20 protein-coding genes and 1 pseudogene are annotated in these 26,931 nt (G+C 51.4%); 1 reads left to right on the top strand and 20 read right to left on the bottom strand.

The annotated features are described in order from the left end of the window. Positions 1-131: 131 nt before the first annotated feature. The 4 genes from BN6539_RS04290 to BN6539_RS22880 form a co-directional block, all read right to left on the bottom strand. Positions 132-470 carry a plasmid mobilization protein gene (locus tag BN6539_RS04290; RefSeq protein WP_034533326.1) on the bottom strand — a complete coding sequence of 113 codons (339 nt, stop codon included), beginning with the start codon at positions 468-470 and terminating at the stop codon, positions 132-134. Between the two features lie 2 nt (positions 471-472). Then, a complete protein-coding gene (locus BN6539_RS04285) occupies positions 473-1,279 on the bottom strand; it encodes a DUF3848 domain-containing protein (RefSeq protein WP_002569160.1) in 807 nt (268 codons plus the stop codon). A 1-nt stretch (position 1,280) separates the two neighbouring features. Next, positions 1,281-3,905, bottom strand: coding sequence for an SNF2-related protein (locus BN6539_RS23410; protein ID WP_330385075.1), 2,625 nt, complete (start codon positions 3,903-3,905; stop codon positions 1,281-1,283). A 4,517-nt stretch (positions 3,906-8,422) separates the two neighbouring features. Then, a complete protein-coding gene (locus BN6539_RS22880; RefSeq protein WP_425609799.1) occupies positions 8,423-8,767 on the bottom strand; it encodes a TnpV protein in 345 nt (114 codons plus the stop codon). Positions 8,768-8,933: 166 nt separating this feature from the next. On the opposite strand from BN6539_RS22880, the gene BN6539_RS22875 reads away from it, so the two are divergent. Continuing rightward, entirely contained in the window at positions 8,934-9,533 is a 600-nt protein-coding gene (locus BN6539_RS22875) for a hypothetical protein (protein WP_242869372.1), read from the top strand. 96 nt (positions 9,534-9,629) lie between these two features. Here BN6539_RS22875 and BN6539_RS04275 read toward each other — a convergent pair whose 3' ends face one another. The 16 genes and pseudogenes from BN6539_RS04275 to BN6539_RS04200 form a co-directional block, all read right to left on the bottom strand. Next, positions 9,630-9,845 carry a transposon-transfer assisting family protein gene (locus tag BN6539_RS04275; protein WP_002569203.1) on the bottom strand — a complete coding sequence of 72 codons (216 nt, stop codon included), beginning with the start codon at positions 9,843-9,845 and terminating at the stop codon, positions 9,630-9,632. A 1-nt stretch (position 9,846) separates the two neighbouring features. Then, on the bottom strand, positions 9,847-13,248 hold the full coding sequence (locus BN6539_RS04270; RefSeq protein ID WP_002569204.1) for an LPD28 domain-containing protein: 3,402 nt from the start codon (positions 13,246-13,248) through the stop codon (positions 9,847-9,849). A gap of 6 nt (positions 13,249-13,254) precedes the next feature. Then, positions 13,255-13,533: a hypothetical protein gene (locus BN6539_RS04265; RefSeq protein WP_002569205.1), complete on the bottom strand. Its 279-nt coding sequence runs from the start codon at positions 13,531-13,533 to the stop codon at positions 13,255-13,257. Continuing rightward, on the bottom strand, positions 13,530-15,629 hold the full coding sequence (locus tag BN6539_RS04260) for a type IA DNA topoisomerase (protein WP_002569206.1): 2,100 nt from the start codon (positions 15,627-15,629) through the stop codon (positions 13,530-13,532). Before BN6539_RS04260 ends, BN6539_RS04265 begins: the two co-directional genes overlap by 4 nt. Continuing rightward, positions 15,610-16,317: a hypothetical protein gene (locus BN6539_RS04255; RefSeq protein ID WP_002569207.1), complete on the bottom strand. Its 708-nt coding sequence runs from the start codon at positions 16,315-16,317 to the stop codon at positions 15,610-15,612. Before BN6539_RS04255 ends, BN6539_RS04260 begins: the two co-directional genes overlap by 20 nt. 147 nt (positions 16,318-16,464) lie before the next feature. Continuing rightward, on the bottom strand, positions 16,465-17,217 hold the full coding sequence (locus BN6539_RS04250) for a DUF4366 domain-containing protein (protein ID WP_002569208.1): 753 nt from the start codon (positions 17,215-17,217) through the stop codon (positions 16,465-16,467). After that, positions 17,207-17,458, bottom strand: coding sequence for a DUF4315 family protein (locus BN6539_RS04245; RefSeq protein WP_002569209.1), 252 nt, complete (start codon positions 17,456-17,458; stop codon positions 17,207-17,209). The genes BN6539_RS04250 and BN6539_RS04245 overlap by 11 nt, the downstream gene beginning before the upstream one ends. Before the next feature lie 29 nt (positions 17,459-17,487). Beyond that, entirely contained in the window at positions 17,488-19,197 is a 1,710-nt protein-coding gene (locus tag BN6539_RS04240) for a C40 family peptidase (protein WP_029466988.1), read from the bottom strand. After that, a complete protein-coding gene (locus tag BN6539_RS04235; protein WP_002569211.1) occupies positions 19,190-19,564 on the bottom strand; it encodes a DUF3851 family protein in 375 nt (124 codons plus the stop codon). Before BN6539_RS04235 ends, BN6539_RS04240 begins: the two co-directional genes overlap by 8 nt. A 2-nt stretch (positions 19,565-19,566) precedes the next feature. Further along, positions 19,567-21,045 (bottom strand): annotated as a pseudogene (locus BN6539_RS04230) (VirB4-like conjugal transfer ATPase, CD1110 family); the annotation flags it as partial. 54 nt (positions 21,046-21,099) lie between these two features. Continuing rightward, positions 21,100-23,073, bottom strand: coding sequence for a group II intron reverse transcriptase/maturase (gene ltrA, locus BN6539_RS04225; RefSeq protein ID WP_002569213.1), 1,974 nt, complete (start codon positions 23,071-23,073; stop codon positions 21,100-21,102). A gap of 722 nt (positions 23,074-23,795) precedes the next feature. Next, positions 23,796-24,830: a VirB4-like conjugal transfer ATPase, CD1110 family gene (locus BN6539_RS04220; RefSeq protein ID WP_456318611.1), complete on the bottom strand. Its 1,035-nt coding sequence runs from the start codon at positions 24,828-24,830 to the stop codon at positions 23,796-23,798. Continuing rightward, the gene (locus tag BN6539_RS04215; protein ID WP_002569215.1) at positions 24,727-25,182 is read right to left on the bottom strand and encodes a PrgI family protein; all 456 of its coding nucleotides are present in this window, start codon (positions 25,180-25,182) and stop codon (positions 24,727-24,729) included. The genes BN6539_RS04220 and BN6539_RS04215 overlap by 104 nt, the downstream gene beginning before the upstream one ends. Positions 25,183-25,196: 14 nt before the next feature. Continuing rightward, entirely contained in the window at positions 25,197-25,742 is a 546-nt protein-coding gene (locus BN6539_RS04210; protein ID WP_002569216.1) for an MT-A70 family methyltransferase, read from the bottom strand. Between the two features lie 14 nt (positions 25,743-25,756). Further along, on the bottom strand, positions 25,757-26,626 hold the full coding sequence (locus BN6539_RS04205) for a VirB6/TrbL-like conjugal transfer protein, CD1112 family (protein ID WP_002592890.1): 870 nt from the start codon (positions 26,624-26,626) through the stop codon (positions 25,757-25,759). Between the two features lie 69 nt (positions 26,627-26,695). Beyond that, positions 26,696-26,914 (bottom strand): Maff2 family mobile element protein, encoded by a 219-nt coding sequence (locus BN6539_RS04200; RefSeq protein WP_003525154.1) that lies wholly within the window; start codon positions 26,912-26,914, stop codon positions 26,696-26,698. Between the last annotated feature and the right edge of the window lie 17 nt (positions 26,915-26,931).

Here is a 26,931-nt window from a genome sequence, read left to right as displayed (position 1 = left end):
CGGTATCTTTTCTACTCATATTATCCGGCATGGGCAGGCAAAAGACAAGGATACCGATAAAAAGAAGAAGCGGAGAGAGGAGCAGCGAAGTAATGCCGTTCCTCCCTCCGCAAATGGAGTATCTATCCCTGTTATGAAAGTTTAGAAAGCTGAGTAAGGATTTCCTTTACGCCCTCCCATAACTGTTCCTGCCGTTGGGATATATCCTCCAAGTCAGCATCATAAACCCGCCCAGTCTCATGCACTTTGCGGGTCAGCTGGTTTAAGTTGTTGCTGCTTCGGCGCATCAGGGAAACCAACTCCTTCAGTTCTGGCAGATCCAGCTTAACCACATATCCATCCAGTGCCATTTTTCTTAGATAGGCTTCACGGTTTGAGGTTCCAAACTGAGACATTTTTTGCTCAATCACAGCAAGCTCATCCGCTGAAACTCTAAAGTTTAATTGCATATCCCGCTTACGCTTTGCCATAGTCATCTCTCCGGCTCCCGTTTCTTCGGGGCGGCAGGCTTATGGACAGGCAGCTCCTGTTTGAGCTTTTGCAGGACAGAGCCTTTTTCTTTCTCCTGAACGGTCTTTCGAGCCTGTCTTGTAAACAGATCCACCAGTCCCGGATTGACTCGATCCACTATCAGATCGGCACATTGCTGGGAAGTGGCACTATCCTCCGGCATTGGAATGGTCTTTGCCCATGCTTTGTTATCACGAGAAATCCGCCCATCTGCATCCTTATGCTGAATGGTATTGGCGAGAATAAAGTTCAGCCGCTCTGCTCCAAATTCCTCCAAAATCTCTTGCACCGCAGAAGCAGTATCCAGCCTGTTATCCCTATAATGGGCACTGATCGCCTGCTCAATGGCAACTTTGCAGGAAAAATTCGCCTGGTCAGAAAGCCAGTATGCGTCTGTTTCTCCATGCTTAGTCGCGTATGAAGCAGAATGAAGATAAACTACCATGGGATTAAGTTCTTCTGGTTCTCTGCATACCTCATTGGCTCGACTTTCAATGCTGTCTCGGATCACATCCATATAGCCGGTCTCCAGCTTATCAAAATAGCGGTACACATCCGCCAGCGGCGAGGGAGATTCCAAAAGTGCCTCTGCCTGGGCATCGGTCAGCTCCAGTTCCTCCATCGCCATCACGATGTCCTCACGGATGGTGTACTCATAGGTGTGGTGCAGGATTTCTTCCGGGGGCTGGCTTTTCAGCCAGTCCCTGTATTTGTCCTGCTCAGCGGCCATCTTTTCATAAAGGGCCGTATTCAGATCGTTGGTATTCATGTTATCGCACCTCCTCATGCTGTTTTGGTTTCTTGTCTGTACTACGGGGCGGCACCGGGCGTTTCAGATGATCCAGCACCGAAGGCCGTGTGCTTTTGGCAACAGCGGACTCAGTGTGTGCCTGTCCCTGTCCCTTTCCGTCGATGTTGAGCAGGGTATCCAGCTCCACCAGACGGGCGTTTTTGCTTCTCAGTTCTTCTTCATAAAGGAATGGCTTTCCGACTTCCTCCTTTGCAGCAGCCTGCTGCTGACAGAGGTTATCCAGCTGTGCCTTTGCCGCCTCCAGACGCTGGGGCATCTGGGCGAGGGCATTGTCGATACGGGTAAGATTTCCGCGAGGGTCTGTACCAAGGGTTGCCCGGTGGGTCATCTGTCCTTTCAGCAGGAGCGTATATTCCTGTTTCCAAGCGGAAAATTCCACGGACATGGCATAACCCCGATAGCTGCCGATCTGCACCGGATCGGAGGTTTTAACCTCCTTGCAGGCGTCCAAAAGGGCAGCACCGGCGTTCTCCTTATCGGTCAGCAGGTCTCCCCGGATCTCCATACCGGCAAAGCCGTCCTCCGGGTGCGGGTGAGCTGCCAAAACCTCCAGGTCAGATTCAAAGCCCTTGATAAAGCCCTTGTGCTTTTCAATCTCCTCCGGGAAGTATTTGAGCAGCTGATCCTCCAAGCGGTACTGCTTACTCTGGTGGTCGGCTTTCATCAGCTTCAGGCGGGATACCTCCACATCCAGATCCATACGCTCTTTGATACGGGGGTCTCCGGCGCACAGAGCCTTGATCTCGGCAAAACTGAGGGCGGTTTCATCCACATCATCGCAGGAGCGCACCGGCGATTTAGAAGTCATAATCTGGGAGATGAATTTCTGCTTCTTCTCCACTGTCTGCCACAGATAGGCGTCAAAGGTTCTTTCGGTCACATAGCGGTACACATGGACAAGGGGATTCTGGTTGCCCTGGCGCTCGATACGGCCTTTGCGCTGGGCGAGGTCTCCCGGTCTCCACGGACAGTCCAGATCATGAAGTGCCACCAGACGGTCCTGTACATTGGTGCCTGCGCCCATCTTGGCGGTGCTGCCCATAAGTACACGCACCTGACCGGTACGGACTTTGGAGAACAGCTCCTTTTTACGCACCTCGGTATTGGCTTCATGGATAAAAGCGATCTGGTCGGCAGGCATCCCCTGGGCAATGAGTTTCTGACGAATATCGTCATATACCGTAAAGACCGGTTCCTGCTCCGGCAGGGGTACAGCGCTTTCCAATGCATGAAGCAGTGGATTATCCAGCGTTTTCGCCGCCTTACTTGCAGGGGCTTTTGCCTGCGGGGTAGAAATGTCGCAGAATACCAGCTGGGTCAGCTTGTCAGCTTCTCCATCCCGCCAGATCTGCATGATGTTTTCCACGCACTGATTAACCTTTGTGCCGGGTTCATCCGGCAGCATCTGGTTGACGATCCTCTGGTCCAGCCCCAGCTTGCGGCCATCCGAGGTAATCTTGAGCATATTGTCCTGAGACGGGTCAACGGTTCCACTGTGTACCAGCGATGCGCGCTCCGAAAGAGCCTTGACCATTTCCTGCTGATGTTCGGTAGGCTGTGCCACAATGTTGTGGTATTCCACTTCCGGGGTAGGCAGATTCAGCTGGTCGGCAGTCTTAATGTCGGCCACTTCTTTGAACAGGTTCATCAGCTCCGGCAAATTAAAGAACTTGCTGAATCTCGTTCTTGCCCGGTAGCCGGTTCCCTCCGGTGCCAGCTCCAATGCTGTGACAGTCTCCCCAAATCGGGAAGCCCAGCAGTCGAAGTGGGTCATGTTCAGTTCTTGCAGGCGTTCATACTGAAGGTAGCGCTGCATGGTGTAAAGCTCGGTCATGGAGTTGCTGACCGGTGTGCCGGTGGCAAAGATCACGCCACGGTTTCCGGTGATCTCATCCATATAGCGGCACTTGGCAAACATATCGGAGGATTTCTGCGCGTCCGATGTGGATAAGCCTGCCACATTTCGCATTTTTGTGTATAGAAACAGGTTTTTATAGTTGTGGGCCTCATCCACGAACAGCCGGTCCACACCCAGTTGCTCAAAAGTTACCACATCGTCTTTTCGCCCCTCGGCTTGCAGCTTTTCCAGTCTGGCTTCCAGAGACTTTCTGGTACGCTCCAGCTGCTTGACGGTAAACCGCTCGCCGCCGCTGGCCTGCACCTCTGCGATGCCCTCGGTGATCTCGTCGATCTGCTCATAGAGAAGCCGTTCCTGACGCTCCCGGCTGATGGGGATACGCTCAAACTGGCTGTGTCCCATGATGATGGCGTCGTAGTTACCGGTGGCAATACGGGCGCAGAACTTTTTGCGGTTATGGGTCTCAAAGTCCTTTTTGGTTGTGACTAAGATGTTGGCAGAAGGATAGAGGCGCAGAAACTCCGACGCCCACTGCTCGGTCAGGTGGTTTGGAACCACAAAGAGAGATTTCTGGCATAAGCCCAGGCGTTTAGCCTCCATCGCAGAGGCCACCATCTCAAATGTTTTGCCTGCGCCCACTTCGTGTGCCAGCAGAGTATTACCGCCATACAGCACATGGGCAATGGCATTCAGCTGATGTTCCCGCAGGGTAATTTCCGGGTTCATGCCGCCAAAAGTGATGTGGCTGCCATCATACTCGCGGGGACGGGTGGAGTTCATTTCCTCGTTGTACTGGCGCACCAGAGTCTGTCGGCGCTCCGGGTCTCTCCAGATCCAGTCCTTGAAGGCTTCCCGGATAGCCTGCTGCTTTTGGGCAGCCAGGGTGGTCTCCTTGGCGTTCAGCACGCGGCGCTCTTTTCCATCTGCGTCCTCTATGGTGTCATAGATACGGACATCCCGCAGGTTTAAGCTGTCCTCCAAAATCTTGTAGGCATTGGCACGGCTGGTTCCGTAGGTGGTGTTGGCAGCTACATCACTATAAGGAACAGAAGTTTTTCCTGTGATCTGCCATTCAGCGGTAAAAGACGAGTACTTGACCTCGATATTTCTCTGGAGATAATACGGTGTACGAAAGGTTTCGTACATAAACTGCTGGATGTACTCCTTGTCGATCCAAGTAGCGCCCAGACGCACCTCGATCTCCGACGCATCCAGGTCCTTGGGCTGGGCGGCGGTAAGAGCTTCCACATTGACTGCATAAACCGGGTCCTGCTGTGCCGCCCGCTGTGCCTGACGCAGTTTGCGGCGTACATTGCCGGAAAGGTATTCATCGGCGGTCACATAATGGGGCGATCCGTCCTGCTCCAGCTGTCCCGGTACACGGAAGATCACACCTTGCAGTTCTCCGGCCAGTTCTTCTTTTGTTTTTCCGGTAAGCTGGCTCATATAGCCCATATCCACGCAGGCTTTTTCCGAGATGGACACCGCCAGCGCTTCACTTGCCGTATCCACCACAGCCACTGCCTGATGGGGCTTGATGGTCCGTTTGGTGAACATATCCGCCTTGCGCTCCAGCTTTCCGTCCTCATCAATGACTTCCAGCGCACAGAGCAGGTAATAGGAAGAATCGTCTGCATAGGCCAGACGGTTTGCACGGTCATTGATGAGACCGTATTTGGCAGAAAAGCTGTCATAGAGCCGGTTCAGCTCTGCCTGTTTCTCCTGAATAGCGCTGTCCGGAACCGCTGCATCCATCTGAAGGTCGATCAGTTCCTGCACACAATCACGCAGTCCCACAAGACCTTTCACACGGGCTTCGGCGGTAGCGTTGAGGTCAGGGCGCACCATGCGGCTGTTTTCCCGGTAGTACACCTGCCCGTCTACAATGGCATAGGAATAGTTCTTCACATTAGGGTCGGCAGGAATGGAGGTGTCAATAGCTTCGCCTTCGCCCAGCTCCGGCAGCTCTGCCTCCTGATAAGTTCCATGAATATACTTCACCGCATCATGCAGCTGGTCGGAAAGCTCCAGTCCCTCGATAGGGTTCACGGTGTAGTCCATACCATGAGCGGTGCTTACCGGCTCCTGTCTGCCCAGCACCATTTCCGGGTGGTCGATAAAATACCGGTTGATGGCAAACCCGTCCTCCGTCTGTCCGGTCTGGGTCCATTCCGGCACGATGTCCAGCGGGCGATCCCGCTTTTGGAGGAAGATGATGTCCGATACCACCTCGGCACCGGCATTCTTTTTGAACGCGTCATTAGGCAGACGGATAGCTCCCAGCAGCTCGGCACGCTGGGCAAGATAGCGGCGCACGGTGGAATCCTTGGCGTCCATGGTATAGCGGGAGGTTACAAAAGCTACCACACCACCAGGACGCACCTGGTCGAGTGCTTTGGCGAAAAAGTAGTTGTGAATACTGAAATTCAGCTTGTTGTAGGCTTTGTCGTTGACCTGATACTGACCGAAAGGCACATTGCCGATGGCAAGGTCAAAGAAGTCTCGCCTGTCGGTGGTCTCAAAGCCGCCTACTGTGATGTCCGCCTTGGGATAGAGCTGCTTTGCGATGCGCCCGGAAACCGGGTCCAGCTCCACGCCGTACAGACGGCTGTTTCTCATTTCCTCCGGCAGCATACCGAAGAAATTGCCCACACCCATAGATGGCTCCAGAATATTTCCGGTCTCAAATCCCATACGGCCCACCGCTTCATAGATGGCCTGAATGACCGTAGGGCTGGTGTAGTGGGCGTTGAGGGTGGAGCTTCTGGCGGCGACATATTCCTCCGGGGTCAGCAGCTCTTTCAGCTGGGCATACTCTGAAGCCCATGCCGGTTTTTCCGGGTCAAAGGCGTCGGCAAGACCGCCCCAGCCCACATAGCGGGATAGGACTTCCTGCTGTTCGGGGCTTGCCTGCTGTCCGGCAACTTCCAGCTCTTTCAGCAAACGAATGGCATTGATATTGGCCTGGAACTTGGCTTTCGGACCGCCTTCACCCAAATGCTCATCGGTAATACGGAAGTTTTGTGCATTGCGGCGCAGGTTTGCCTTGTATTCCTCATAGGAGGCTTCCTCGGCAGCTTTGGCATTGGGGAAGGTCTGCCACTGGCCATTGACCTGAATGGAAACCGGGTGTTCGTCCAGCACTTCCTCAAAGATTTTCTCCGGCTCAGTCACAGGGACTGGCGGCTCCGGCTCCTGTTCTAACCACTGACGAACAACAGAAATTGGCTCCATTTGGAAAAGGGGGAACCCCGGTGCTAACGTAAAAGTAATATCTTGAAAACTAACTGTACCAGCATCATAATTGATCCAATCCACCAGAAAAGAATGGCCATCCATTTCAAAAATAGTCTCACCTGGGATTAGATGCTCACGAGCATATTCTCTGTCAGAGGCCGTATATTCTGGCTTGTGTTCTGTTTCCTCATTAGCTTCCTGCTCCACCTCTGACATTACCTTTTGATCGTTTTCCTGTTTTTCCGGGTCTGCCACCTGTCCATTGACGCTCCCTCTTTCCTCCAGAGCTTCCCGGATGGCGATAGGGTCGATGTTGTCAAAACGATCCTGTTCTTCTTCGGTATAGAACCGGTCCTCCTGAATAAGCTGGGCAATCCGGCGTTGTACCTTCGGCCAGGGCAGCTGCGTTTCCTCCGGGCTTCCGGCACGGACAACGAACAGGCTGTTGTTGCCACCGTATTCCTGAGCCAGCCATGCAGCGGTATCTTTCTCTCTTGCATGGTCTTTCATATAGCGGACGACAGCGTGTTTACTCTCAATATTGCCGTTCCATGCACAAAGGGCAGTATCAATATCTTCCTGAGAAAGAGGGCGCAGAAGTTCATGGAGCTTTGGATAGGTTTCGTCGATCACTTCCCGGTGCAGTCGCTGGCGGAACTCCGGTATATCAGAATAAAGGCGGATCAGCTCCATATCCTTAGAACCAAGGACCGCACGGCGCACAGCAGCATTGCCCTCGATGACAGCATTTTCACGGTCAGAATGACCGCAGGCATTACGGTATGCGGCATCCTCGGAAATGGAAGCAGTTACCACAGGCTTATACTGCTCAAACTGCTCCCGAAGGGTAGGCTTTGGAGTTTCTTCCTCCACCTCCGGCTGCTGGGCTTGGATAGCATCTTCTTCTGCCAGTTCCTTTTCAGCCTGGATTTTGTCATACTGCGCCTGTTCCTGTTCGGTAAGATAGCGGCCTTTCTGAACAAGAGAGGTAATGCGCTTGGCAACCTTTTCCCAGTTCAAGTGAACATCCGGGCAGCCCTGCTTTTTATAATGCAGCCCTTTCCCGTCATGATCTTCACCGCTGTGTGTTGCGCCGGACAGTGCATGAGAGCGTCCGCCAATGCCATACTCGTCTTTGAGGAATCTCACTTTTTCCTTGTCCGTGTGGTTTTCCATGAAGAAGGCATAGATACGGCCTTTTCCTCCGGCAAAACTGCTGCCGCCGGTTATGGCGGCGTCAATCTCATCCTCGGTAATGAAGCGCTGAACGGTTGGCACTTGGGAAAGGTCTGAAGAAAAGGTCCTGCGTGGCAGGTCAAGGTCCTTCAGGTTCTCCCAGATCTCCCTTGGTCTATGGTAATGAAAACGCAACAGGTCACGGTCCTGCTGATAGGCAGTCCAGAAGGCAGCGTATTCTTCCTTGAGTGTCTGGCGGAAAGCCGGGGCACTCAGCTGCTCCGTCAGGCGGCGGGTCTCCTCCGGGAACCCATTTCCTTTGATCTCTGACAGGCAGGACAAATATCCGGCTTCTCTGGCTTCCTCGCTGAAATCGTGGTACAGATGCCAGAGCTTTTCTGAAAGGAGGGATCGTTCATAGCCTGCCGCTTCTGCAAGCTCCACATTGGAGGCAAACTGGCCACTCTCCAAAAGCTCCCCGATACGCTCTGCGGCGCTCTCCCAGGAAATGACCTGGGCAGACCTGTCATAACGGACAGACTTCCCGTGGGAAAGATGGATACCATCCTCGGCATACCATGCGCTCACACTGCCAAGGCCGTTGCCGCCGTGGTACAGCTTTTTCAGTATCTCGGCAATCTCAGCGGTGGTTTTCTGCTTTTCAAAGGCTGCAACCACACGCTCTCTCTGGCGGTCTGTATTGCCGCCCAAACGCAGCACATGGTCAATATCATTTTGGGCAAAAGAAAAAGCAGAGGATGTATGCGCTACATTCTCTGCTTCATCTATGGATTGGATCTGTTCCGCTTCGGAGAGGAACAGGTTTAGGGTCAGCTGTTGATAAGCTCCGCCATCAGGATTTCCTCGGCCTGGGCTTTGCAGGTGTTCATCAGCCCCACCCACTTCATGGGATCGCTGGCTTTCAGTTCCTCGGTGGCTCCCGCTTCCTTCGCCAGTTGGGGTATCATCTGCTCCAGTCTGCTCTGGGCGGTCTCGTCGATCTCCAGAAGGTGCGGGTACAGCTTCTCGCTCAGTAGCATCTGGTTGTAGAGGATGGGACGGTGTTCCTTCAGGTAGGTTTTCCTCATCCTTCCGTACTTGCCCAGGGGTTTCTCCGGCTGCTGGCTCAGCTTCAGGTCGGGAATCAGATAGTCTCCGTTCTGGATATAGGTCATGGGATTGTTCATCTTGCTTGCTCCTTTCTTGGTTGGCTTCGCGCTCTGCATTTCGGACGGTAACGCCGATCTGCCGCAGCACCTGCTGGTTGATCTGACTGACCGCTGTTCCCAGCGCCCCGATGGTGGACGGGGTGTTGAAATCAAAGATCGCCATGAAATCTTCGTGGTCGAAGTAGCGTTCCGGCTCCAGTCCACAGCGGGACATCAAAGCGTAAGTGATGCTGACGGTGGCGGCTGCCTTGAACTGCACTCCGATGTTATACTCATCATATTCCTCCAAAAAGGAACCGTCAACGATATAGAAGAAGTCCTGCTGATGCTCCGTCCAGTATTCCTCAGCCAGTTTTCCGGCTGCCTCGGTGAGCTGTCCGGCAAGGTCATCACCGGAAACATCATAGGTGCGCTCCAGCATGGCCTGCACGGAATCCAGATGGCGCTCCTCCAGCTGCCACAGCCAGGGAGTGCGGGAATGTTCACGGGTTCCGGTGTCGGAAATATCAAAGACATAACGCAGGCGGGGCCTGTCCCCGGAATCGTCCACCAGAGCGATTCCCTTGGAACCGCGCCTTACATACCGGCCCATCTTTTCATTCCACAAATCGTACTCCGCACAGGCGGTGGCGTCCGGTCGCTGGGCGTAGATCATCAGCTGCTCATGGAACGGGTATTTGTAAAGGCGGGAAGCAGTGGTGAGAAACCCTGCCCATTCCTGCCAGCTCCCCGTGAGCTGTGTTGCCACCTTGTCCGCCATCTGTGCATATAGTTCAGCTTTGGTTGGCATGGTGTTCTGTCCTCCTTTCGGTTTTGGGGTAAAGAGGTGGGGTGGCAGATTGCCACCCCATCCCTGCGGTTATGGTGTTTACTGGTCAAAATCCGGATACAGCTCCAACTGGGCAAAGTCCTCATCGGTCATCGCACAGAGCTTCGTAAGGGCGCTGTCGGTCAGCTCCCTCAGTTCCGTTTCCTCCGGTGATAGCTCGCCGCGCATCTCACGCAGGCTGTTGATCAATCCGGTGCGGCTGCCGGTATTGTAAATGCACATCAGGTTCATTTCCTCAAAAGTAAAGTTTCCCATATCAAATCTCTCTTTCCGCACTCTTTTTGGGTGCTGTCTTTTTGTGTTCTGCTTTGGGCTGGCTTTTCAGCTGATCCACAACGGATTTTTTCTTTTCCCGTTCCTCCCGATGAACGGCGTCAGCCAAGTCCATCAGGGAAATGGGCTGACCGCTTCGGGCCTGCTGTTCCAGCTCTGCCACCGTAGGCTCTTTTGTGCCATTGTTGATGATGCCGTCAATCATGCCGTAATCGTCCTCCACGGCCATCTCCGCATTTTTCAGCGGATTTTGCGGCAAGAATCCGGGTATCTGGGTAAAACCAACGCTGTCACAGTAATGACAGGATACCTTACCGTCCTGCTTGATCGCAACGATGTCGCTGACGCTCATGGAGGGGCTGTGATAGTCCACAGGTTTTTCCAGATTGAATTGCTGATAAAGTTTTTCCAGCTGCTCCGGCACAGTACCAGACTCACTCAGCGGAGCGGTGTAGATGAGGTCATAATTACTGCGGTCTATGGAAATATCATGGGACTTTAACCAGTCCAGATTCATAAAGCGCATATTCTGGGGATCGTCACAGCTCACTTGATAGATGGCAAAGCAATTTCTATTCTGGGAGAGAAATGCCTGTTCTCGTTCCTGCTGATGTTCCTGACGCTCCATGACCTTTTCATGGAACTGAGGGCTTTTCTCCCATTCCTCACGGTCCACACCGCAAAGACCGCCATGCTCCATGATCTCCTGCGGGTCAAACACCATGCTCTCCGTATTGTCCTCATGCAGCACATAGACAGTCAAACCGGCGGCATCCAGTTCCAGCGCCCGTTCTCTGGTAACAGGGAGCATCCCATCATAGGAGTAGCCGTATTTCAGCATATCCGGTGTGGATACCTGCTCATCGGGCATGGGGTATTCATCCAGCGCCTGCTCCTGTGCCTCCGGTAGCTGGGAAGAAGCAGTCATCTGACTGGCCTCTGCCTGCATCTGCTGATAGGCAGCTTCCTGCAAGGTCTCAACTATGGACAGGGGGGCGTGTCTAAGCGAAGTGCTGTCCAGATCGTTATCATTACAAATCTGGAGAACTGCTTTCATGCGGGAAAGCTCCGGTGCATCCAGCTGTCCTCCATCCAGCTCTTTCATGGATGCGGCATCGTAAAGGGTATAGTCCCAGCCGCTGTCACAGGGCTGGATATGAAGATAGGTGGCATCGTCGATCAGAAACAACGCCTCCTGCTGGTTGGCGTCCGCCCCCAGCACTTCCATTTCCGGCATTGCCGCAGCCAGTTCCTTTGCCGCTTTCTGTACCAACGGATTATCGCGGTAATAGTCGATTGCCTGAATGGTGTCCAGGTCAATGGTCTGCCCGGTCAAAATCGGAAATGGTCCTTCATAGTCGCTTCCGTCTTTCAGCTCAAAACCAATTCCTTTGATCCCGTTCATTCGCTCTGCCGGAATTTCCTGATAAATGCGGACAGCTTCCTCCAAAGACAGGTTATCGTGGTATTCTCCGAGGTTTGGAAACTCCATGCACTCTGCTACATAGTAGGTCAGATTGCCGGTTGGCTCGGTGTCAGATACCTGAGCGGCATCTGCCGGCTGCTCTATCGGGGCGGTTTCCGGCTCTGCCTTTGCATGGGGGTCAATTCCACGCTCTTTGCAGATTTCCTTATAGTGGCGCTCAATGTCGGAGATCAAAGTGCCGGAGGTTTTGTTGATGGTCTCCAAACTGGCTCTCAGCTCTTTCAGTTCCTTGCCCTGACTCCAGCTTGCAATATAGCCGAAGCTGTTTTCTCCGGTCTCAATACCAAAATACTTGCAGACCGCATAGGAGATGCTTTCAGCCTCCACTTCCTCCGTGTGGCGGTCTTTCCTCTGTTCTTGCAAAAACTGGGCGAGGGTAGAAAAGCCGCCAACAAAATTCAAACCTTCTTCTTCGGTCAATCGAAGATAACCTTCTTTGGGAAGTTCTAATGGTTCCGCCAGAATCACAGCACCCGCATGGTTTACACCAACTCGGTTCTCCACATAAATCGGCTCTCCGGGGTCGTAGTCAGAACCGCGCAGGTCATAGCAATAAACGCCCTCCGGCAGATTATCACGGACAATCCGCCCATTGGAGAACAAACCGGGTTTATCAAACAGCTCGATCTCCTGATATTGCTCGTCATTGGCAATCTGAATCTTTTTCTGATTGTGGAGCTTGCTGTGGGCAATTTCGTGTACTGTGGCTGAAACCGTCTGCACCTCACTCATGCCCTGACGAATGGCGATTTTCTGATGATCGGCAGAAAAATAGCCGTCCGTATCGGCGGCCATTGCTTCAAAAGTGATCGGCACCGGCGCGCTGCGGCGCAGGGCCTCCATGAATGCCTCATAATTTGGCACATTGCCGGAAAGGGAGGAAGCAAGCTCCGGCAAAGGTTTCCCATCGGTCTGGCTCACATCAAAGACCTTGACCGGACGGAACATAGGGATCTCGATTTCTTTTTCTTCTGTAACGATCTTTCCGTCTTTATCCAAAATCGGAGCCTTGGTATCCGGGTCCAGTTTCTGCTCCTCGATTTTCTTCTTATACGGTGTGGGGGCGATGATGGTAATACCATGCTCGCCCTTTTTAACATGACGCTCAAACTGGTCTTTCCACTTATTATATCCGGCTACCAAAGTGGCGTCCGGCTTCTGCATATAGATGAGCATGGTGTTGTTTACCGAATAGCGGTGGAAGCGGGACATAACGGACAGATAACGCATATACTTTTCACTCTCAAACAGTTCTTTGATGCCCTGCTCGATGCCATCTGTGATTTCCCTTAGCCGCTCTCGGTTGGTGGGTTTGTTCTCAGCCATGATTTTCAATCTCCTTTCCAAGTGTGTGATTTCTGCTGTGTGTTCTGCAATCCATGCCTTTTGTTCTTCTTCACTTTCATAAAGAAAAAGGTCCAGCAGGTACTCTACATAGGTTTTCTTCTGGATTGCTTCCACAAAACGGGGGTGCGGTTCTTCCTCCGGTGTCCGGGGAGAATTGTCGATCTCCCATTTTTTCAGCAAATAGTAGTAATCGGACAGTACGCGATAACACCGCCGCCGGTCCTCCCGAAACTTTTGTGCCTCGGTTTTCTGCCGGACATACCTCCTGCGGGGAGGGGCCTGACTGTCATAGATCAGGCCAAAGTCCTGTGCCAGTTTCTCCGCCGCTTCTTTTGGGGAGAGGTCAAAGAGCCTTGCGGTAAAGTCGATCACATCCCCATCTGCACCGCAGCCAAAGCAGTGGAACCGCTGGTCTACCTTCATGCTGGGGTTCTTATCATCGTGAAAGGGACAGCAGGCCATACCATTTCGTTTGACCTCGATCCCATAAAACGCTGCCGCTTCTCTGGTGCTGACCGACTGCTTGACCGCTTCAAATACATTCTCTGCCATGTGCCTTTAACTGCCGGACTTTCTCACAGGGGGCTGGTATCCGGCAGCTTTGGCCCGTTCACTGGCAGCTTTGCGGCGTTCGGCGCTGTATGGCTCCCTGACTGATACACACCGCTTGGGAACGGTAAAGTTATGGGCGTCCTTTCGGGTGATCTGGTCGGAGTGCTTTTTTGCCAGCAGTTCCAGCTTCTCCATCAGACGGGGATCGTGGGTGTAGATCTCAGCCATTGGTTCTGCCTGGTTATAGAGGAGAATGGTTTCCCGTTCCACTAAAGAGAGCTTCATCGGCTGCCTCCTTTCCGCTGGTCAAATTCCAGCTTGAAGTTGGCGTACTGTCCATTATCCTCCAAAATCACAGTGGCATCGTAGGTCTTGCCAGTTTTCTCCGAATATAGCCCCGTCACACGGACACGGCCATCGTTCAGCAGCGCAGACACCACAGCCTTGGTCGGCTGTTTTTTCTTGGCAGTCCACCATTTGTTGTTTTTCCAGATTGCAAATTTGCAAGAATCATTCTGACAGAAGAAGCCTTTTTGCAGTTCTGCAACTTCACCGCCGCAGCGAGGGCATTTGCCTACCACCTCGCGGGGCGGAGCGAACAGATACTCGGTTCCCTTGATGACCTGATAAGTTCCCACCAGGTCTTTCAGCATAGTGCTGATTCCATCCAGAAACTCCTCCGGGGCCAGCTGCCCACGCTCGATCTCGCCCAGGCGGTACTCCCACTCGGCAGTCAGAAGCGGCGATTGCAGCTGTTCCGGCAGGACGGTGATAAGGGAAACTGCATCGTGGGAAGGGAGAAGCTGCACCGTTTTCCTGCTCTTTTTTCGTTCCAGAAAACCGGCAGATACCAGCTTTTCCAAAATACCGGCACGGGTGGCCGGTGTCCCCAGACCTTTTCTCTCGGCGTCCTCCGGCATATCCTCTTTTCCGGCAGTCTCCATCGCGGACAATAGGGTGTCCTCCGTAAAGTGCTGAGGCGGACTGCTTTTGCCTTCTTTGACGATTGCAGCAGCAACCGAAAGGGTCTGTCCTTCGGTCAGCTCCGGCAGGGCTTTCTCTGCGCCCTCTTTTTCTGACTCTGTATCCTTCATTTTGGCACGGTAAGCGTCCTCCAGTGCCTTCCATCCGGGGTGCTTCACCGTTTTTCCTTTGGCGATAAACTCCCCACCGGCACACGCTGCAATCACAACGGTTTCCGAATAGATATGGGGCTGGGCTACGGCGCACAGCAGACGCAGGGCCACCAGCTCCAGCACTGCTTTTTCTCCCGCAGGAAGGGCAGAAAGGTCTGCATCCTTGAGATTTCGGGTGGGAATTACTGCGTGGTGGTCGGTTACTTTCTTATCGTTGATGACCGTCTGCGGATCACAGGTAATGGCGATACCTTTGCGAAACGGCATAGCATTGGCAACCAGATTCACCAGCACCGGCAGGCTGTCTGCCATATCACCGGTCAGATAGCGGCTGTCAGTACGGGGATAGGTGCAGAGCTTCTTTTCATACAGGCTTTGCAGATAGTCCAGGGTCTGCTGGGCTGTAAATCCAAGCAGGCGGTTGGCATCTCTTTGCAGAGTAGTCAGGTCATAGAGGGCAGGCGGCTTTTCGGACTTTTCCTTGCACTCCACCTTTTTGATCGTGACAGCTGCACCCTGGCAGGCTTCTTTCAGCTGCTCGGCAGCGGCCTTATCCGCCATGCGCTCCCCGGATACAGTAAGACCGGGCAGCTCCAGCGCCACGGTATAAAAGGGAACCGGCTTAAAAGTGTCGATCTCAGCTTCCCGCTGGACAATAAGCGCCAGCGTCGGAGACATCACGCGCCCGATGTTGAGGGTACGGTGATACAGCACGGAAAAAAGCCTTGTGGCATTGATCCCCACCAGCCAGTCTGCCTTGGCACGGCAGAGGGCAGCATCACGAAGTCCGTCATAATCTGCACCGAGGCGTAGGTTTGCAAAACCCTCCCTTATGGCGGAGTCCTCCATCGAAGAAATCCAGAGCCTTTTCATCGGCTTCTTGCAGCCTGCCAGCTCATAGACGCTGCGGAAGATAAGCTCTCCCTCGCGTCCGGCATCACAGGCATTTACCACTTCCGTCACATCCGGGGCGTTCATCAGCTTTTTGAGAATATCAAATTGCTTTTTCTTATCCTTTCCCACTACCATCTGCCAATGTTCCGGCAGGATAGGCAGGTCATCATATCGCCACTTGGCGTACTTGGGGTCATAGCTGTCTGCATCTGCAAGTCCGGCCAGATGGCCCACACACCAACTGACACGCCAGCCGTTGCCCTCCAGATACCCGTCCTTACGGACAGTTGCACCGATCACCGCCGCCAAACTTTGTGCAACCGATGGTTTTTCAGCAATCACCAGCTTCATATTCTTCAACCTCCCATTCATCCTGCCAATCATCAGACAGTTTTTTTGCAATGCTGTGTTCAGAGGCAAGAGTAATGTCATAGCCAAAGCGATAATCATATCGGTATAACCTGCCAATCAAATCATTGATTATGATATTGCAGGCCATAATCACACGCTCTTTATCCACCTGTATCAGCTGATAGCGTTGATAATTGTTGTAATATTCTCGATGTCTGTGGGTTCTGCTGACCATATCTTCCATCAGACAATCTATGGCGTCTTTTTCACCATCTTCTTTGCTGCCCTGTGTATAAGACAACAGTTCCTTAACCATGGGAAAACTTTGTTCATCTACCGTTGCTTCTTCGCTCAAAAAACCGATATAAGCTTTTAGTAACAGGCTAACTGCTGTTTTTTCAGCTTCAGATAAAGCTTTCATGGTCTCCGCTGCATCAGGCAACAGTTCCTTTTCCACAAATTCATCTATCTCACCAGAATAAAGCATTCGGATTGAGTCCACACATAAAGAGCGTTTTGGGGGTGCGGTCTCAATTTCAAAATCATAAAGGTCCAAGTCATCGTCCTTCTTTGACTTTTTTTGAACTTTGCTTATAGCAGTGAAAAGAATGTCTCCTCCAAAGTAAATTCCGAAGGCGACCAGATCAAAAATAATCAGAAAGTGTAACAACCAGTTCCAGGTGTTCATTGTGAGGTCCTCCTTTCTTTGACCATGTGCTGATTTTGGGTGTGGATTTGCAGTAAGAGAGTGCGTAGAGCAGCAGAGGACAGGAATTTCTCCCTGTCCTCTGTCCCTTATACAGCAATGATTTGAAATACACTACGCTCAAATGGTTCAATCTGCTCTATCGCTTTCCTCAATAGGGTCAGAACCCTCAAAACCATCCTCAAGGACTTCCTCATCCTCGGTTTCCCATTCCTCAGAATCTTCCTCGCCATAATCATAATCGTCCAGACTGTCATTGCCCTTGGTCTTAGGCTTATTCTTAACGAGCTTCAAGTAGGCAAATACGCCACCGCCACCAAGCAGAGCCAGCAGAAGGATCAGAGCAGCCGGGTTCAGTCCAGCAGGCTTTTCTTTTTCCGGCTCCGGTGTTTCTGCCGGAGGTTCCGGTGCTTTTCCCGTACATTTACTCTTATCAGTTACGCAGACCGGACAGGCCGTATTGACTGCCCCTGCTTCACATTTCTTCGTGCAGCTGCACACAGCAGGCGGCTCCTCTTTGGCATTTCCATCTTCCATCAGCGCCATCAGGTCTGCTTCATCCACCTGGTTCAGAAAGTGAACAGCGGTCTTTTTATCCTCGTTGGCCCTGTCAATCAGGATATAAAAATAGTTGCCCGCCTTGGTGGTAACGGTAATGAGCTGCTTGTTGCCACCAAAATCATCCACCAGAGCGGCGTTGCCATCCGGGGTCAGCGGAGGTGCTTTTTCGGGTTCTTCCACCACCACATTGCTGTCATTGGTGGTATCCTCTGACGGGGGCGGCGCTGCGCCCTGGGCAAAAGCGGGAACGGTAAAGCCCGATGCCAGAACCAGCGTCAGGCAAAGGGCGGAAAGTGTTCGGAGCAATCGTTTATTCCTCATAGCTGTTTTCCTCCTGTTCGTTGTTGTCATCAGCCAAACTGCCGGGAACTGTGCCTCCGGACAGCATGGCGCTCAGCTGAGCCGGGGTCATACGCAGGGCGCGCACCATCTGGACGATCTCCAGATTTTCTGCCTCGGTTTTCTGTACCTCCAGCGCCTTGAGCTTTTCCTGATACTCTGCGATCTTCTCGCGGACCTGAGTAATCTCCTGGTCAATGCGTTCAATTTTATTCTTTGCCATCGTCTATCACTCCTTCTAAAAAATCTCTGTTACCAGTTCATCAGGCCGTAGCCCTTGATACTCTGATAATTCAGGTCATAACTTTTGATCTTGCAGGCATCGCCGGAATTTCCCTCCACGGTATAAACACGGCTGCCATCGGTGCCGACAACAATTCCCACATGGTCTGCGGAACCATCCAGATCCCAATCGAAGAAAATGGCATCACCGGGAGCGATGTTTTCATATCCTCGTGCGCCCCACTGTCCATGAGACTGGAACCACGGAACACCCTGAGACTGGCAACCAGCAAAGCGTGGTTCCGTTCGACCGGATTGACCATAGCACCATGATACAAAGCAGGCACACCATTCCACGCGGGAGTTGAAGCCGTACCAGCTCCAATAAGGTTGTCCTCCCACATTACCCACCTGACTTTTCGCCAGTTCCACCAACTGCGGATTGCCGGGGCGGGTGCCGTTGATAAATTCAACACCAGTCAAATCTTCAGAAACACCTGTATCGGGAGAACCGCCACCAAACAACAGCGGCTTATTGCCCATAGTCTGTCGGTAGACCTGGTACATCTCCATCTGCTCCGGAGTCAGTAGTTCTGGCGCAAGAGAGGCAATGGAACGGCTTGTTAAAGTTACATGGAGAATACGATATTCATATTCATGCTCATCCCCATCTTCGTCAGTGTAAGTGCGAATCTGAATTTCTTCTCTCAGCGTAAGCTGATACTGTGCATCAAACACACGATCCAGCTCTGCCTGTGCGCTGTGGCGTGTATAGCCCTGCAAGACAGCAGAGAGAAAGGCCGCAAGCTCATGGGGGTCATGACCAATCATATCCAGGTTATACCGATACTCGTCATATCCTGAGTGGCTGCTTTCGATGTTGTCGATTTTCTCCTGCAACTGGGCTTCTCTGTCTGCATAATCTGCCTCCACCGCCAGCATTTCCGGGTCATCCGATGGATAGGTGGTGCCGGAAATTACAGAACCAATACTCTGTGCCATCATAGAGCAGGAGGACATGGTATTCATCAGCATACAGATGAGGAGGAACAGCACACCGGCAACCAGAAAACCTTTCTTGTGGCGCATGACGAATGACCCTGCCTGTTGTGCCTTTTCTTTTACCGTCCTTGCGGCCTTTCCTGTTTTGGACGCAGCCTGGGCGGTATTTCCGGCAGTCTGACCGGCGCGCTTGGCGGCGGCATACTGCTTTTTGATACTCTGTTTTTGCTGCCAGCGGGAGAGAGGGTTGCTGGTAAACTGAGGATTTTCCCGTAGGGACTTTTGATACAGGGCATTCACATTGGCCTTCTCCAGCTTCTGCTCGGCCTGGGCTGCCTTGCGGCAGGGCTTCAACTTGTGGCTGCGATAGCCCTCCCGCACCAGATAAGCGCCGGTCTCCACCGCCTCCTCGGACTTGTGGGCGCTTTCCACGCCCACATTGTCCTGCTCTGTTTCCCGGATCTCTTTGTGGAGCTTGCCCGCGATCAGCTGGACGGGTGCTTCCTTCACTCCCTGAGAAACTTTGGAGGGTGGCTTTTTCTTGTCCTCAAAGGTCAGCTTCGAGGTCTTTTTTCCGGTATCCGGGTCAATGACCGTCTGCCTGACCTTTTTCTTTGGAATATTGGCCTGCGCCTTATCTGCTCTGGCCGCAGCTTTCTCCGCTTTACGGATCGGCTTTTCCATCGCTGGGTCAGACCGTTCCTCATCGGTAAAGCGCAGGCGCGGCTCCTTATTCAAACCAATCACCCATTAGGATAGCATCCATCATGTGGTGCAGCTCCACATAGAGGGCCAAACCTTCCGGATCATATAGCGGATGCACGGTGAGATACGCATGGACTTGCGCCAGAATCTCAGAGAGCATTGTGATAGGTCTGCACCCTACAATGGTTGCTGCACCAGGGGCACACATCATATTTGCCCAGATCGAAAAGAGACGGGCAAGACCAATTTCGCCATCCTCATTCAAGGTTTTGAGTTCTTTGTCAGCGGTACGACACTCAACAACAGCGGAGGCCATTACCGGAAGCAACATGAATTCGTGAGCCTCCAATGCCTCGCGGAAAAAAATCATGGTATCAAGTTCGCAAATATTCTGTTTCATAGTTATTCATCCTCCTTTTTCAGTTCCTGGGGTTTGGTGGTCATAATGCGGTAAAGCTCGGTGTTTTTCGGGAAGTGGTCAACGAAGGGCAGGATCGTGGAGCCATAGAACAGCAGGCCCTCGCCCTCACCGGAGTGGGTCACATAGCTAAGCTGGTGCGTGGAAATGCCCAGCTGCTTGGCAAGGATCTGTCGGTCTCCGCCTGCCTGGTTGAGCATATACACGAAGTCGGAGTTTTCAAAGATGTTCTCCACCTCACGGCTGGAAAGCAGGTCTTTGACATTCTGGGTGATACCTGTCGGAATACCGCCCCATTTTCTGAATCGCTTCCAGATTTCCACCGTATAAGCGGCGGTCTGCTCCTCCTTCAAAAGTAGGTGCATCTCGTCGATGTAGTAACGGGTGGACTTGTGAGCGGCACGGTTGATGGTAACGCGGTTCCACACCTGATCCTGGACCACCAACATACCGATTTTCTTGAGCTGCTTACCCAGTTCCTTGATGTCATAGCAGACAATGCGGTTATTGATGTCCACATTGCTCTGGTGGTTGAACACATTGAGGGAGCCGGTTACATAGATTTCAAGGGCCGTGGCGATATACTGGGCTTCCTTTTCCTCCTGTGAGCGGAGCAGGTTATATAGGTCCTCCAGAATCGGCATATTCTCCGGGCGCGGGTCGTTGAGATAGGTCTGATAGACCAGACGCACACAGCGGTCGATGATGGTTTTCTGCACCGGCTGCAATCCGTCCTTACCGCCCACGATCAGCTCACACAAGCTGAGAATAAAGTCAGACTTGAGGGACAGCGGGCTTTCATCATCCGAGTAGTCCAGGTTCAGGTCCATCGGATTGATGTAGTTTGTTGAGGTAGGCGAGATCTTGATGACCTGCCCATGCAGACGCTCAACAAGAGGTGCGTACTCCGCTTCCGGGTCACAGATGATAACATCATCACTGGTAAGCAAAAAGCAGTTGGCGATTTCTCGTTTTGCGCTAAAGGACTTGCCACTTCCAGGTGTCCCAAGTATCAAGCCGTTGGGGTTTTTCAGCAGCTTTCTGTCCACCATGATGAGGTTGTTGGACAGGGCGTTGATGCCGTAGTACAGGGCTTCTTTGCCGTTCTGGAATAATTCCTGTGTGGTGAACGGTACAAAGATAGCCGTAGAACTGGTGGTCAACCCTCGCTGGATCTCAATCTGATTGAGTCCCAGGGGCAGACAGCTCATCAGCCCTTCTTCCTGCTGAAAGTCCATTCTGGTCAGCTGACAGTTATACTTCTGGGCAATAGAGCCTGCCTGAAAGATGTTGTTGCCAAGCTGACGGGGATTGTCCGCTGTGTTTAGCACCAAAAAGGAGACAAGGAACATTCTCTCGTTTCGGCTCTGCAAATCCTGCAACAGCTTTTTCGCTTCACTGCCGTAGGTGGCAAGGTCAGAGGGAAATAGCGATAGGTAAGCCTTTGAAGTTATCTCCAGCTTTTCCCCCGCTTCACACCGGACATGCGACTTTCACCGCATCCGGCGTTCCATCAATCAAACAGTTTTCTTAGTCTCCTTAGTCATACCATTATGAGAATTATTCGTAAGATTTAGGTTCTCCAAATCAATAGGTTTCCGATTTGCCAGAATTCGCAGTCTGTTTAGCTTCATAAGTTGTGAAGCGTCCAATTTAAGAGCGGAGAGATAAGAACAAATAGTATCCTCATTGACTGCGTGTATCAGTTCGTGTACTGGTGCAAGCACCAATACCAGATTTTCATACTTGTCACTGCCACCATTACCCTTTGGTGTTTTATGGTGACAGTGGATTTCTGAAACACACTGAAATTCCTTTCCCGTTATTGCACATTTCCCCCATTGAGCGGAGAATAGTGAAATACGGTTGTCCGCATATTCTGCACTACGGCGGTATGTAGGCGCTCTCATAAGCTGTAACAGTAAGGAAGTGTTTATCCGTAAATCGTCATGGATTGCACTTCTGCCTGTCGCTGTGTAGGCGCATACTTTTCGCCGCAAATTCATTGGATTTGTGCATTGAACATAGCTTATCGGATAAATCGGTTCTTTGGATTGTGCTATATATCTTAGCTGTTCCGATTTCCCATATCTTTGGAGCTCCATTTTTGTAAGGTCTCGACCTTCTTCTTTTAGTCGGTGCGTTTTTCCTGATTTCAGCCTGTTTTTAAGGACTATATTAACAGTTCTGCCAATATCACCGCAATCAATGCTGATGTCTGTGGCTAACTGATAATAATTCTGGATTCCCATAACCATTGAGTTAAACAGCCGTACTTCTCCGGCCTCTCCACGGTCTTTTCTTGGAAATTTGATGTTCCCGACCTGCTTTGTCAGGTTGGCCTTGACCTTTCTATAGGCTTTATCGCACATGTGCGATTGAACGACATACTTTTTCCCCTTTTTGTGCAGTCTGATTTTGAATCCGAGAAATTCAGAATAGCTCCGTCTGGTGTCAACAACTCTCGTTTTCTCTGGCGAAACATCAAGACGTAAGCGTTCTTTCAGCCAATGCGTTACCGCAATCAGCGTCCGGTCTGCCTGTTCTTTCGTCCTGCAAAGAATCCGAAAATCATCCGCATATCTGACGATATACATTTCTTTCAACCTTGTATTCCGCATTGCCCGATACGCATGGCTTTGTATCGGACAGCCCGTCGCATTTTCCCTGTAGGAGTAGTTTTCCGTTACCGGGTTGCACTGCCACTGGCTTTCTATCCAATGGTCAAGTTCATTCAGAACCACATTTGCCAGCAGTGGTGAAATAATGCCGCCCTGCGGCGTTCCCTTTGCTGGGTGTTCTATATGGCCATCCGGCATGAGGATTGGTGCTTTGAGAATCCTGCGGATTACATAGAGCAATTCTTTATCCCGAATATTAAGTGACCATAACTGTTTTATCAGCTTTGAATGGTCTACATTGTCAAAGAAGCCCTTAATATCAAACTCCACAACATAGTAAAGTCCTGACCTCTGCATAAGCCTGTAGATTGCCGCTATCGCATTTTCAACCGACCGATTCGGACGGAATCCATAGCTGTTATTGCTAAATCTGGCTTCGCAGATAGGCTCCATGACTTGCTTGATACATTGCTGTACCAATCTATCCCATATACAAGGGATTCCCAGAGGTCTGGTACTCCCGTTTGGCTTAGGGATTTCTTTGCGTCTCACGCTTCTTGGGGTGTAGCCGTTTTTACCTCCCTTTACGATTCTACGTACCCTCGCTGTTACTTCGTCAGCGGTAAGTTTACCAATATCAGAAATTTTCAGCTTATCCGTCCCCGGTGTAAAACTCCCGGTATTGGATTTGATGTTCCGATAGGCCAATAGGATATTTTCTCTCGAAAGTATCACATCCATCAGGCCGTCAAAGATTTCTCCGGCTTGACTTCTGGCATACAGCTCATCAAAGGTACTCTGCATATCGTAGTATTCAGCATGGCGGAGATACTCCACGTATTTTGTTTTTGGTTTCTTCTCATTTGGCATCAGGCATCACTCTCCTTTACGGCGAGTGACTTCTTTTTGTCATACTCGCAATCCTAATTGCGACTAAGTGCTAAGTTGTCTGTTTGACTGACTTGAGGCCATTCCTCCGTTTTCCTCTTTTTCGCAGAAAACATCATCGGTTCGACCTCTGCTTTTCAGCAGTAGTACAGCAGCTTATATGATTCGTCTGCTTACTTCCTAATGGTGGAAGCCTACTGCCTTTCCTCGTTCCAACAATCCTATCTTTACATATACCTTTAGGTCTCCGCTTTAAGCCTGTCAGCTTGAACACGCCTGTAACGTGCTATGGTGTTTCATAACATCAATTTTTACTCCACCACACTGATTAGCGATTAACGCTACCGGCACATTTCTATGCCGTCATGGTATAGACCCTTACATTCGCGGTTTTCGTCAGTCATATTTCAAACATTCTGACCTTGGGTATTTTGTAGACCTCCGGCCTATAGGTAGCACCGTCCACCTCTGGACAGCTTTCGTGAGGCTGGTATTTATCCAGCAATCCATACGGCTACTCTCAGCCGACTTCACCGAGCTTCTGACAAGTCACATTTCTGTTGAAATGCCAGTCGGAGTATTAAGGGGGCGTTTCAGGGCGTTACCCCATCATTCCACCTCTCGGATTGTTAGTTCTCCTAACATTTGAAATTTTCGTTCTTTTGTTAATGCCTGATTTTGTCCTTCAACCACGAAGGCTTTGTTCAGGAACGAGTCGCACTGATGTCCATGTCGTATCCTGCGCGGACTGCTTTTTTCTGTTCCTCGATCTTACTGCGGTCCAGGTCGGTAATCTTGCGCTTTACCGTTTTGATGGCTTTCACCTGATCCACCGACTGAATGTGCATACTCACAATGAGCGAGCTTTCCATATCCAGAAAATCAGCCAGCAGACGGTCATTCAGCTCCGGTGCGAGAATCTGCAAAAAAGAAACAGCCCCGTATTTCTTGCCCATACGGAACTGCTTGCCGGTGCGGAACTCAAAGGAGCTTGGTGCAATAAAATCTTTCGTGGACAGACCGGAAGGAGCCAGCCAGTCCCATTCAAACTGAAATGGGAGCTGTTCGTCCATGTGGAATACCGCATGAAGCTGGGAAAGCCTTTCCTTACCGTCCAGTGTTCTGGCAGCTACACCAAGACGCTTGAAGTTGTTGAGTATATCGGTCTCAATACGCTCCAGACGGGGCTTGGCGGCTTTGATGCTGTCAGCGTCGATACCAAAGGTCAGGTATTTGGTTTTGATGAGACCGTTGTTGCCTCTGGCCAGCTGATTTTGCAGCATCGTGGTGTATTCCTCGCGGATACTGTCAAAGGCATCCCTCTGGGGCGGGATGGAAATGGAGTTGGCAAAGGTCTCCTCCGATGCCGCAAGGTTCAAAAAAGACAGCTGGAAGTGAATCGAGCTGTCGAAATAATTGAGGAAATCACACCAGCCCTCAAAGATCGCAGTCTTATCTTCATTTTGGGAGAGCTGATAGTTGATGTCCTGAAACTGAATGGTCTTTGTGTAGTGGCTGTCTGATACGCGGCAGATCCCGTCCGGCCACATCCGTTCATAGGGGATACTGTCCTGTGCCGATTTTCCTTTTTTGTCCGTGCGGTTGGCGCGGGCAATGGCCGCTTCGATCTGCTTCTTATCGGCGCGGGACAGCTTTTTCTTTGTCTTTACCGGCTGCACGGTCTTTTCTTCCGGTTTTCCCAGCAGACGGCGCAGCCAGCTTTTCATTGCGGTGAACAATGTCATACACCTCCTTATCGAGCATTTCCTGCCGCTTTAATACGGCATAAAAGTTATTGGTCTGGTAGGGACGCTGCTTGGGACGGATCACAGCTACTTTGAGAATGTTGCCGACGATCTTTTCCAGGCCCTGCCCATGCTTTTCATACATTGCCAGCAGGAAGAAGGGCATCATGACCAGCATCATACACATGGCGGCCATGCTGTTTCCCGCAGGCTCACGGAGCAAAAAGAACAGCGGTACGCCTACAAGCGCCCCGGCGGTAAAGCAGACCAGCTGCCTTCGGGTCAGATTGAACATGACCTTGGTTTTGACTTTGGTTAAATCTTTGGGTACGGGTACATAAGCCATATTATCCACCTCCTTTATGGGAATGAAATAGAGCTGTCCACTTCATTTCCCCACACATCCCAACCGGGTGTGGATTGACGAGCAAACAGTTCTATGCGCGGGAGATCACCCATCAATGAGACAATGCGTTCTCTGGCTTCCTGCGGTTTTTTTGAATGTTCTTCAATGTGAGAGACAATAACCTGATGAACAGCTGCGTTCACTCGCTTGGGATGCCCTTTCGTTGCGAGGATACAAAGCTCCACATTGGAGCGCGTCCAATATCCCATACCCCAAAATAGACTATCAGACTTTTTATTCTGCTTTACCCAGACAAATCCGATTGTCTTATAGGTAAATCCCCATGCTCTCAGAACAGAAAGTCCTTCCAGTAAACATGGAATCGTGACCCATAAGAACAAAGCACAATCTTTATCTGCCAGGTCACCTACCGGCAGCGCACAAATATCCTCAATACGCATAGTCGGATAGTGACTTTCTGCACTGCGTCCCAATCCTTTCTTGGAATATACTTTGTAGCTCCATGGCGGATCTGCATAAATGATTTGATATTTTTTCATACAGAACCCTCCTTTTAATGCGCCTGAAAGACTGATTTTGCGAGGCTGCCGGTTTTGAACAGCGTAAAGCACAGCAGTACGGTGTAGCCCACGCAGCTCCAGATCGCCATGATGATGTCATCTTCCAAAGCGATGTTCTGCACCAGCACAGCATAAATTGCCACGCAGACGATGATGAGAAACGCCTGAAAGCCCAGCGCCAGCAGGGAGCGGAGGTAGTTCTGTCCCATACCGCCCCATTCCTTGCCCATCATGGCAGCCATTGGAACGGGAGCCACCGAAGTCACAAGGTAAATCTCGATCATACGGCCATAAATGACGATAAAGATACAGATATACAGCGCCCACATGGTAATGCCGATAAAGAGGGATTGGAACCACAGCCCGAACAGCGGCCCCAGATCCATTTCCATCAGCCTCGGTTCCAAATCGGTCATAACTGAGGAAATGTCAATGGACGCATCCGAACCGATGATCCCTGCCGCCTGTGCCACCACGCTCTGCGCCATATCAAAGACGCCCATCACGATATTCCATGTGTTTGTGACAATGAGGATGGCAGCGGCTGATTTGAACACCCACTTGAAAATCATCCAGGTGTCCACATCATGCAGGTTGTTCTTGTCTGCGATCATCTGGATCAGGTCTACGGTCATCACGATAGCCAGGATCACGCCTGCAATCGGCACCATGATGGAGTTGGACAGATTCTCAATCATACTGAAAATACTGCCATTCCATCCCTGTGGGGTCTGGCCTACCTGTACGGATATATCCGCGACCTGTTGGTTTACGCTGTCAAACATCCCCGAAAGGTTGCTCATAATACCGCCCACCAGCATTTCTTTCAGCCAATTTGTCAGGGCTTCAAGTAAGAAATCCATACGGTGTCAACCTCCTTTCCGCCGCCCCCGCAAAACTGCGGGAGCGGCAAGGATTTCATGCGGGGACGCTTAGACAGAGAAAAGCCCTGAGAGCAGAGGTACAAGGACCATGCCGACTACGGCTACACCAGCGCCGGCCATGAGCTGCTTCATGCCCTGTGATTTTGCACCAGGGTTGTCGTTGCCGTAACCTTCCAGCAGGTTGATAACGCCCCAGATACCGAGACCGGCACCGAGCGCGATAACGAGGGTCTGAAGAACGGTGATTGCCTGTTCAAAAAATGCCATATAGTTTGTTAGCCGGA

Origin of the sequence: Emergencia timonensis (genome assembly GCF_900086585.1) — a bacterium.
Taxonomy (GTDB): Bacteria; Bacillota; Clostridia; order Peptostreptococcales; family Anaerovoracaceae; genus Senimuribacter; species Senimuribacter timonensis.
Note: the sequence above shows the minus strand (reverse complement) of the source record. Positions and strands in the feature narration are given on the sequence as shown.

Bases quoted from the DNA above. Each gene is read 5' to 3' on its own strand.
- BN6539_RS04245 (WP_002569209.1), bottom strand. From the start codon at position 17,458: ATGGCAAAGAATAAAATTGAACGCATTGACCAGGAGATTACTCAGGTC.
- BN6539_RS23410 (WP_330385075.1), bottom strand. From the start codon at position 3,905: ATGAACCCGGAAATTACCCTGCGGGAACATCAGCTGAATGCCATTGCC.
- BN6539_RS04235 (WP_002569211.1), bottom strand. From the start codon at position 19,564: ATGAAACAGAATATTTGCGAACTTGATACCATGATTTTTTTCCGCGAG.
- BN6539_RS04200 (WP_003525154.1), bottom strand. From the start codon at position 26,914: ATGGCATTTTTTGAACAGGCAATCACCGTTCTTCAGACCCTCGTTATC.
- BN6539_RS22880 (WP_425609799.1), bottom strand. From the start codon at position 8,767: ATGACCTATATCCAGAACGGAGACTATCTGATTCCCGACCTGAAGCTG.
- BN6539_RS04215 (WP_002569215.1), bottom strand. From the start codon at position 25,182: ATGGCTTATGTACCCGTACCCAAAGATTTAACCAAAGTCAAAACCAAG.
- BN6539_RS04250 (WP_002569208.1), bottom strand. From the start codon at position 17,217: ATGAGGAATAAACGATTGCTCCGAACACTTTCCGCCCTTTGCCTGACG.
- BN6539_RS04255 (WP_002569207.1), bottom strand. From the start codon at position 16,317: ATGAACACCTGGAACTGGTTGTTACACTTTCTGATTATTTTTGATCTG.
- BN6539_RS04265 (WP_002569205.1), bottom strand. From the start codon at position 13,533: ATGAAGCTCTCTTTAGTGGAACGGGAAACCATTCTCCTCTATAACCAG.
- BN6539_RS04275 (WP_002569203.1), bottom strand. From the start codon at position 9,845: ATGGGAAACTTTACTTTTGAGGAAATGAACCTGATGTGCATTTACAAT.
- BN6539_RS04210 (WP_002569216.1), bottom strand. From the start codon at position 25,742: ATGAAAAAATATCAAATCATTTATGCAGATCCGCCATGGAGCTACAAA.
- BN6539_RS04205 (WP_002592890.1), bottom strand. From the start codon at position 26,626: ATGGATTTCTTACTTGAAGCCCTGACAAATTGGCTGAAAGAAATGCTG.
- BN6539_RS04260 (WP_002569206.1), bottom strand. From the start codon at position 15,629: ATGAAGCTGGTGATTGCTGAAAAACCATCGGTTGCACAAAGTTTGGCG.
- BN6539_RS04285 (WP_002569160.1), bottom strand. From the start codon at position 1,279: ATGAATACCAACGATCTGAATACGGCCCTTTATGAAAAGATGGCCGCT.
- BN6539_RS04270 (WP_002569204.1), bottom strand. From the start codon at position 13,248: ATGGCAGAGAATGTATTTGAAGCGGTCAAGCAGTCGGTCAGCACCAGA.
- ltrA (WP_002569213.1), bottom strand. From the start codon at position 23,073: ATGCCAAATGAGAAGAAACCAAAAACAAAATACGTGGAGTATCTCCGC.
- BN6539_RS04290 (WP_034533326.1), bottom strand. From the start codon at position 470: ATGGCAAAGCGTAAGCGGGATATGCAATTAAACTTTAGAGTTTCAGCG.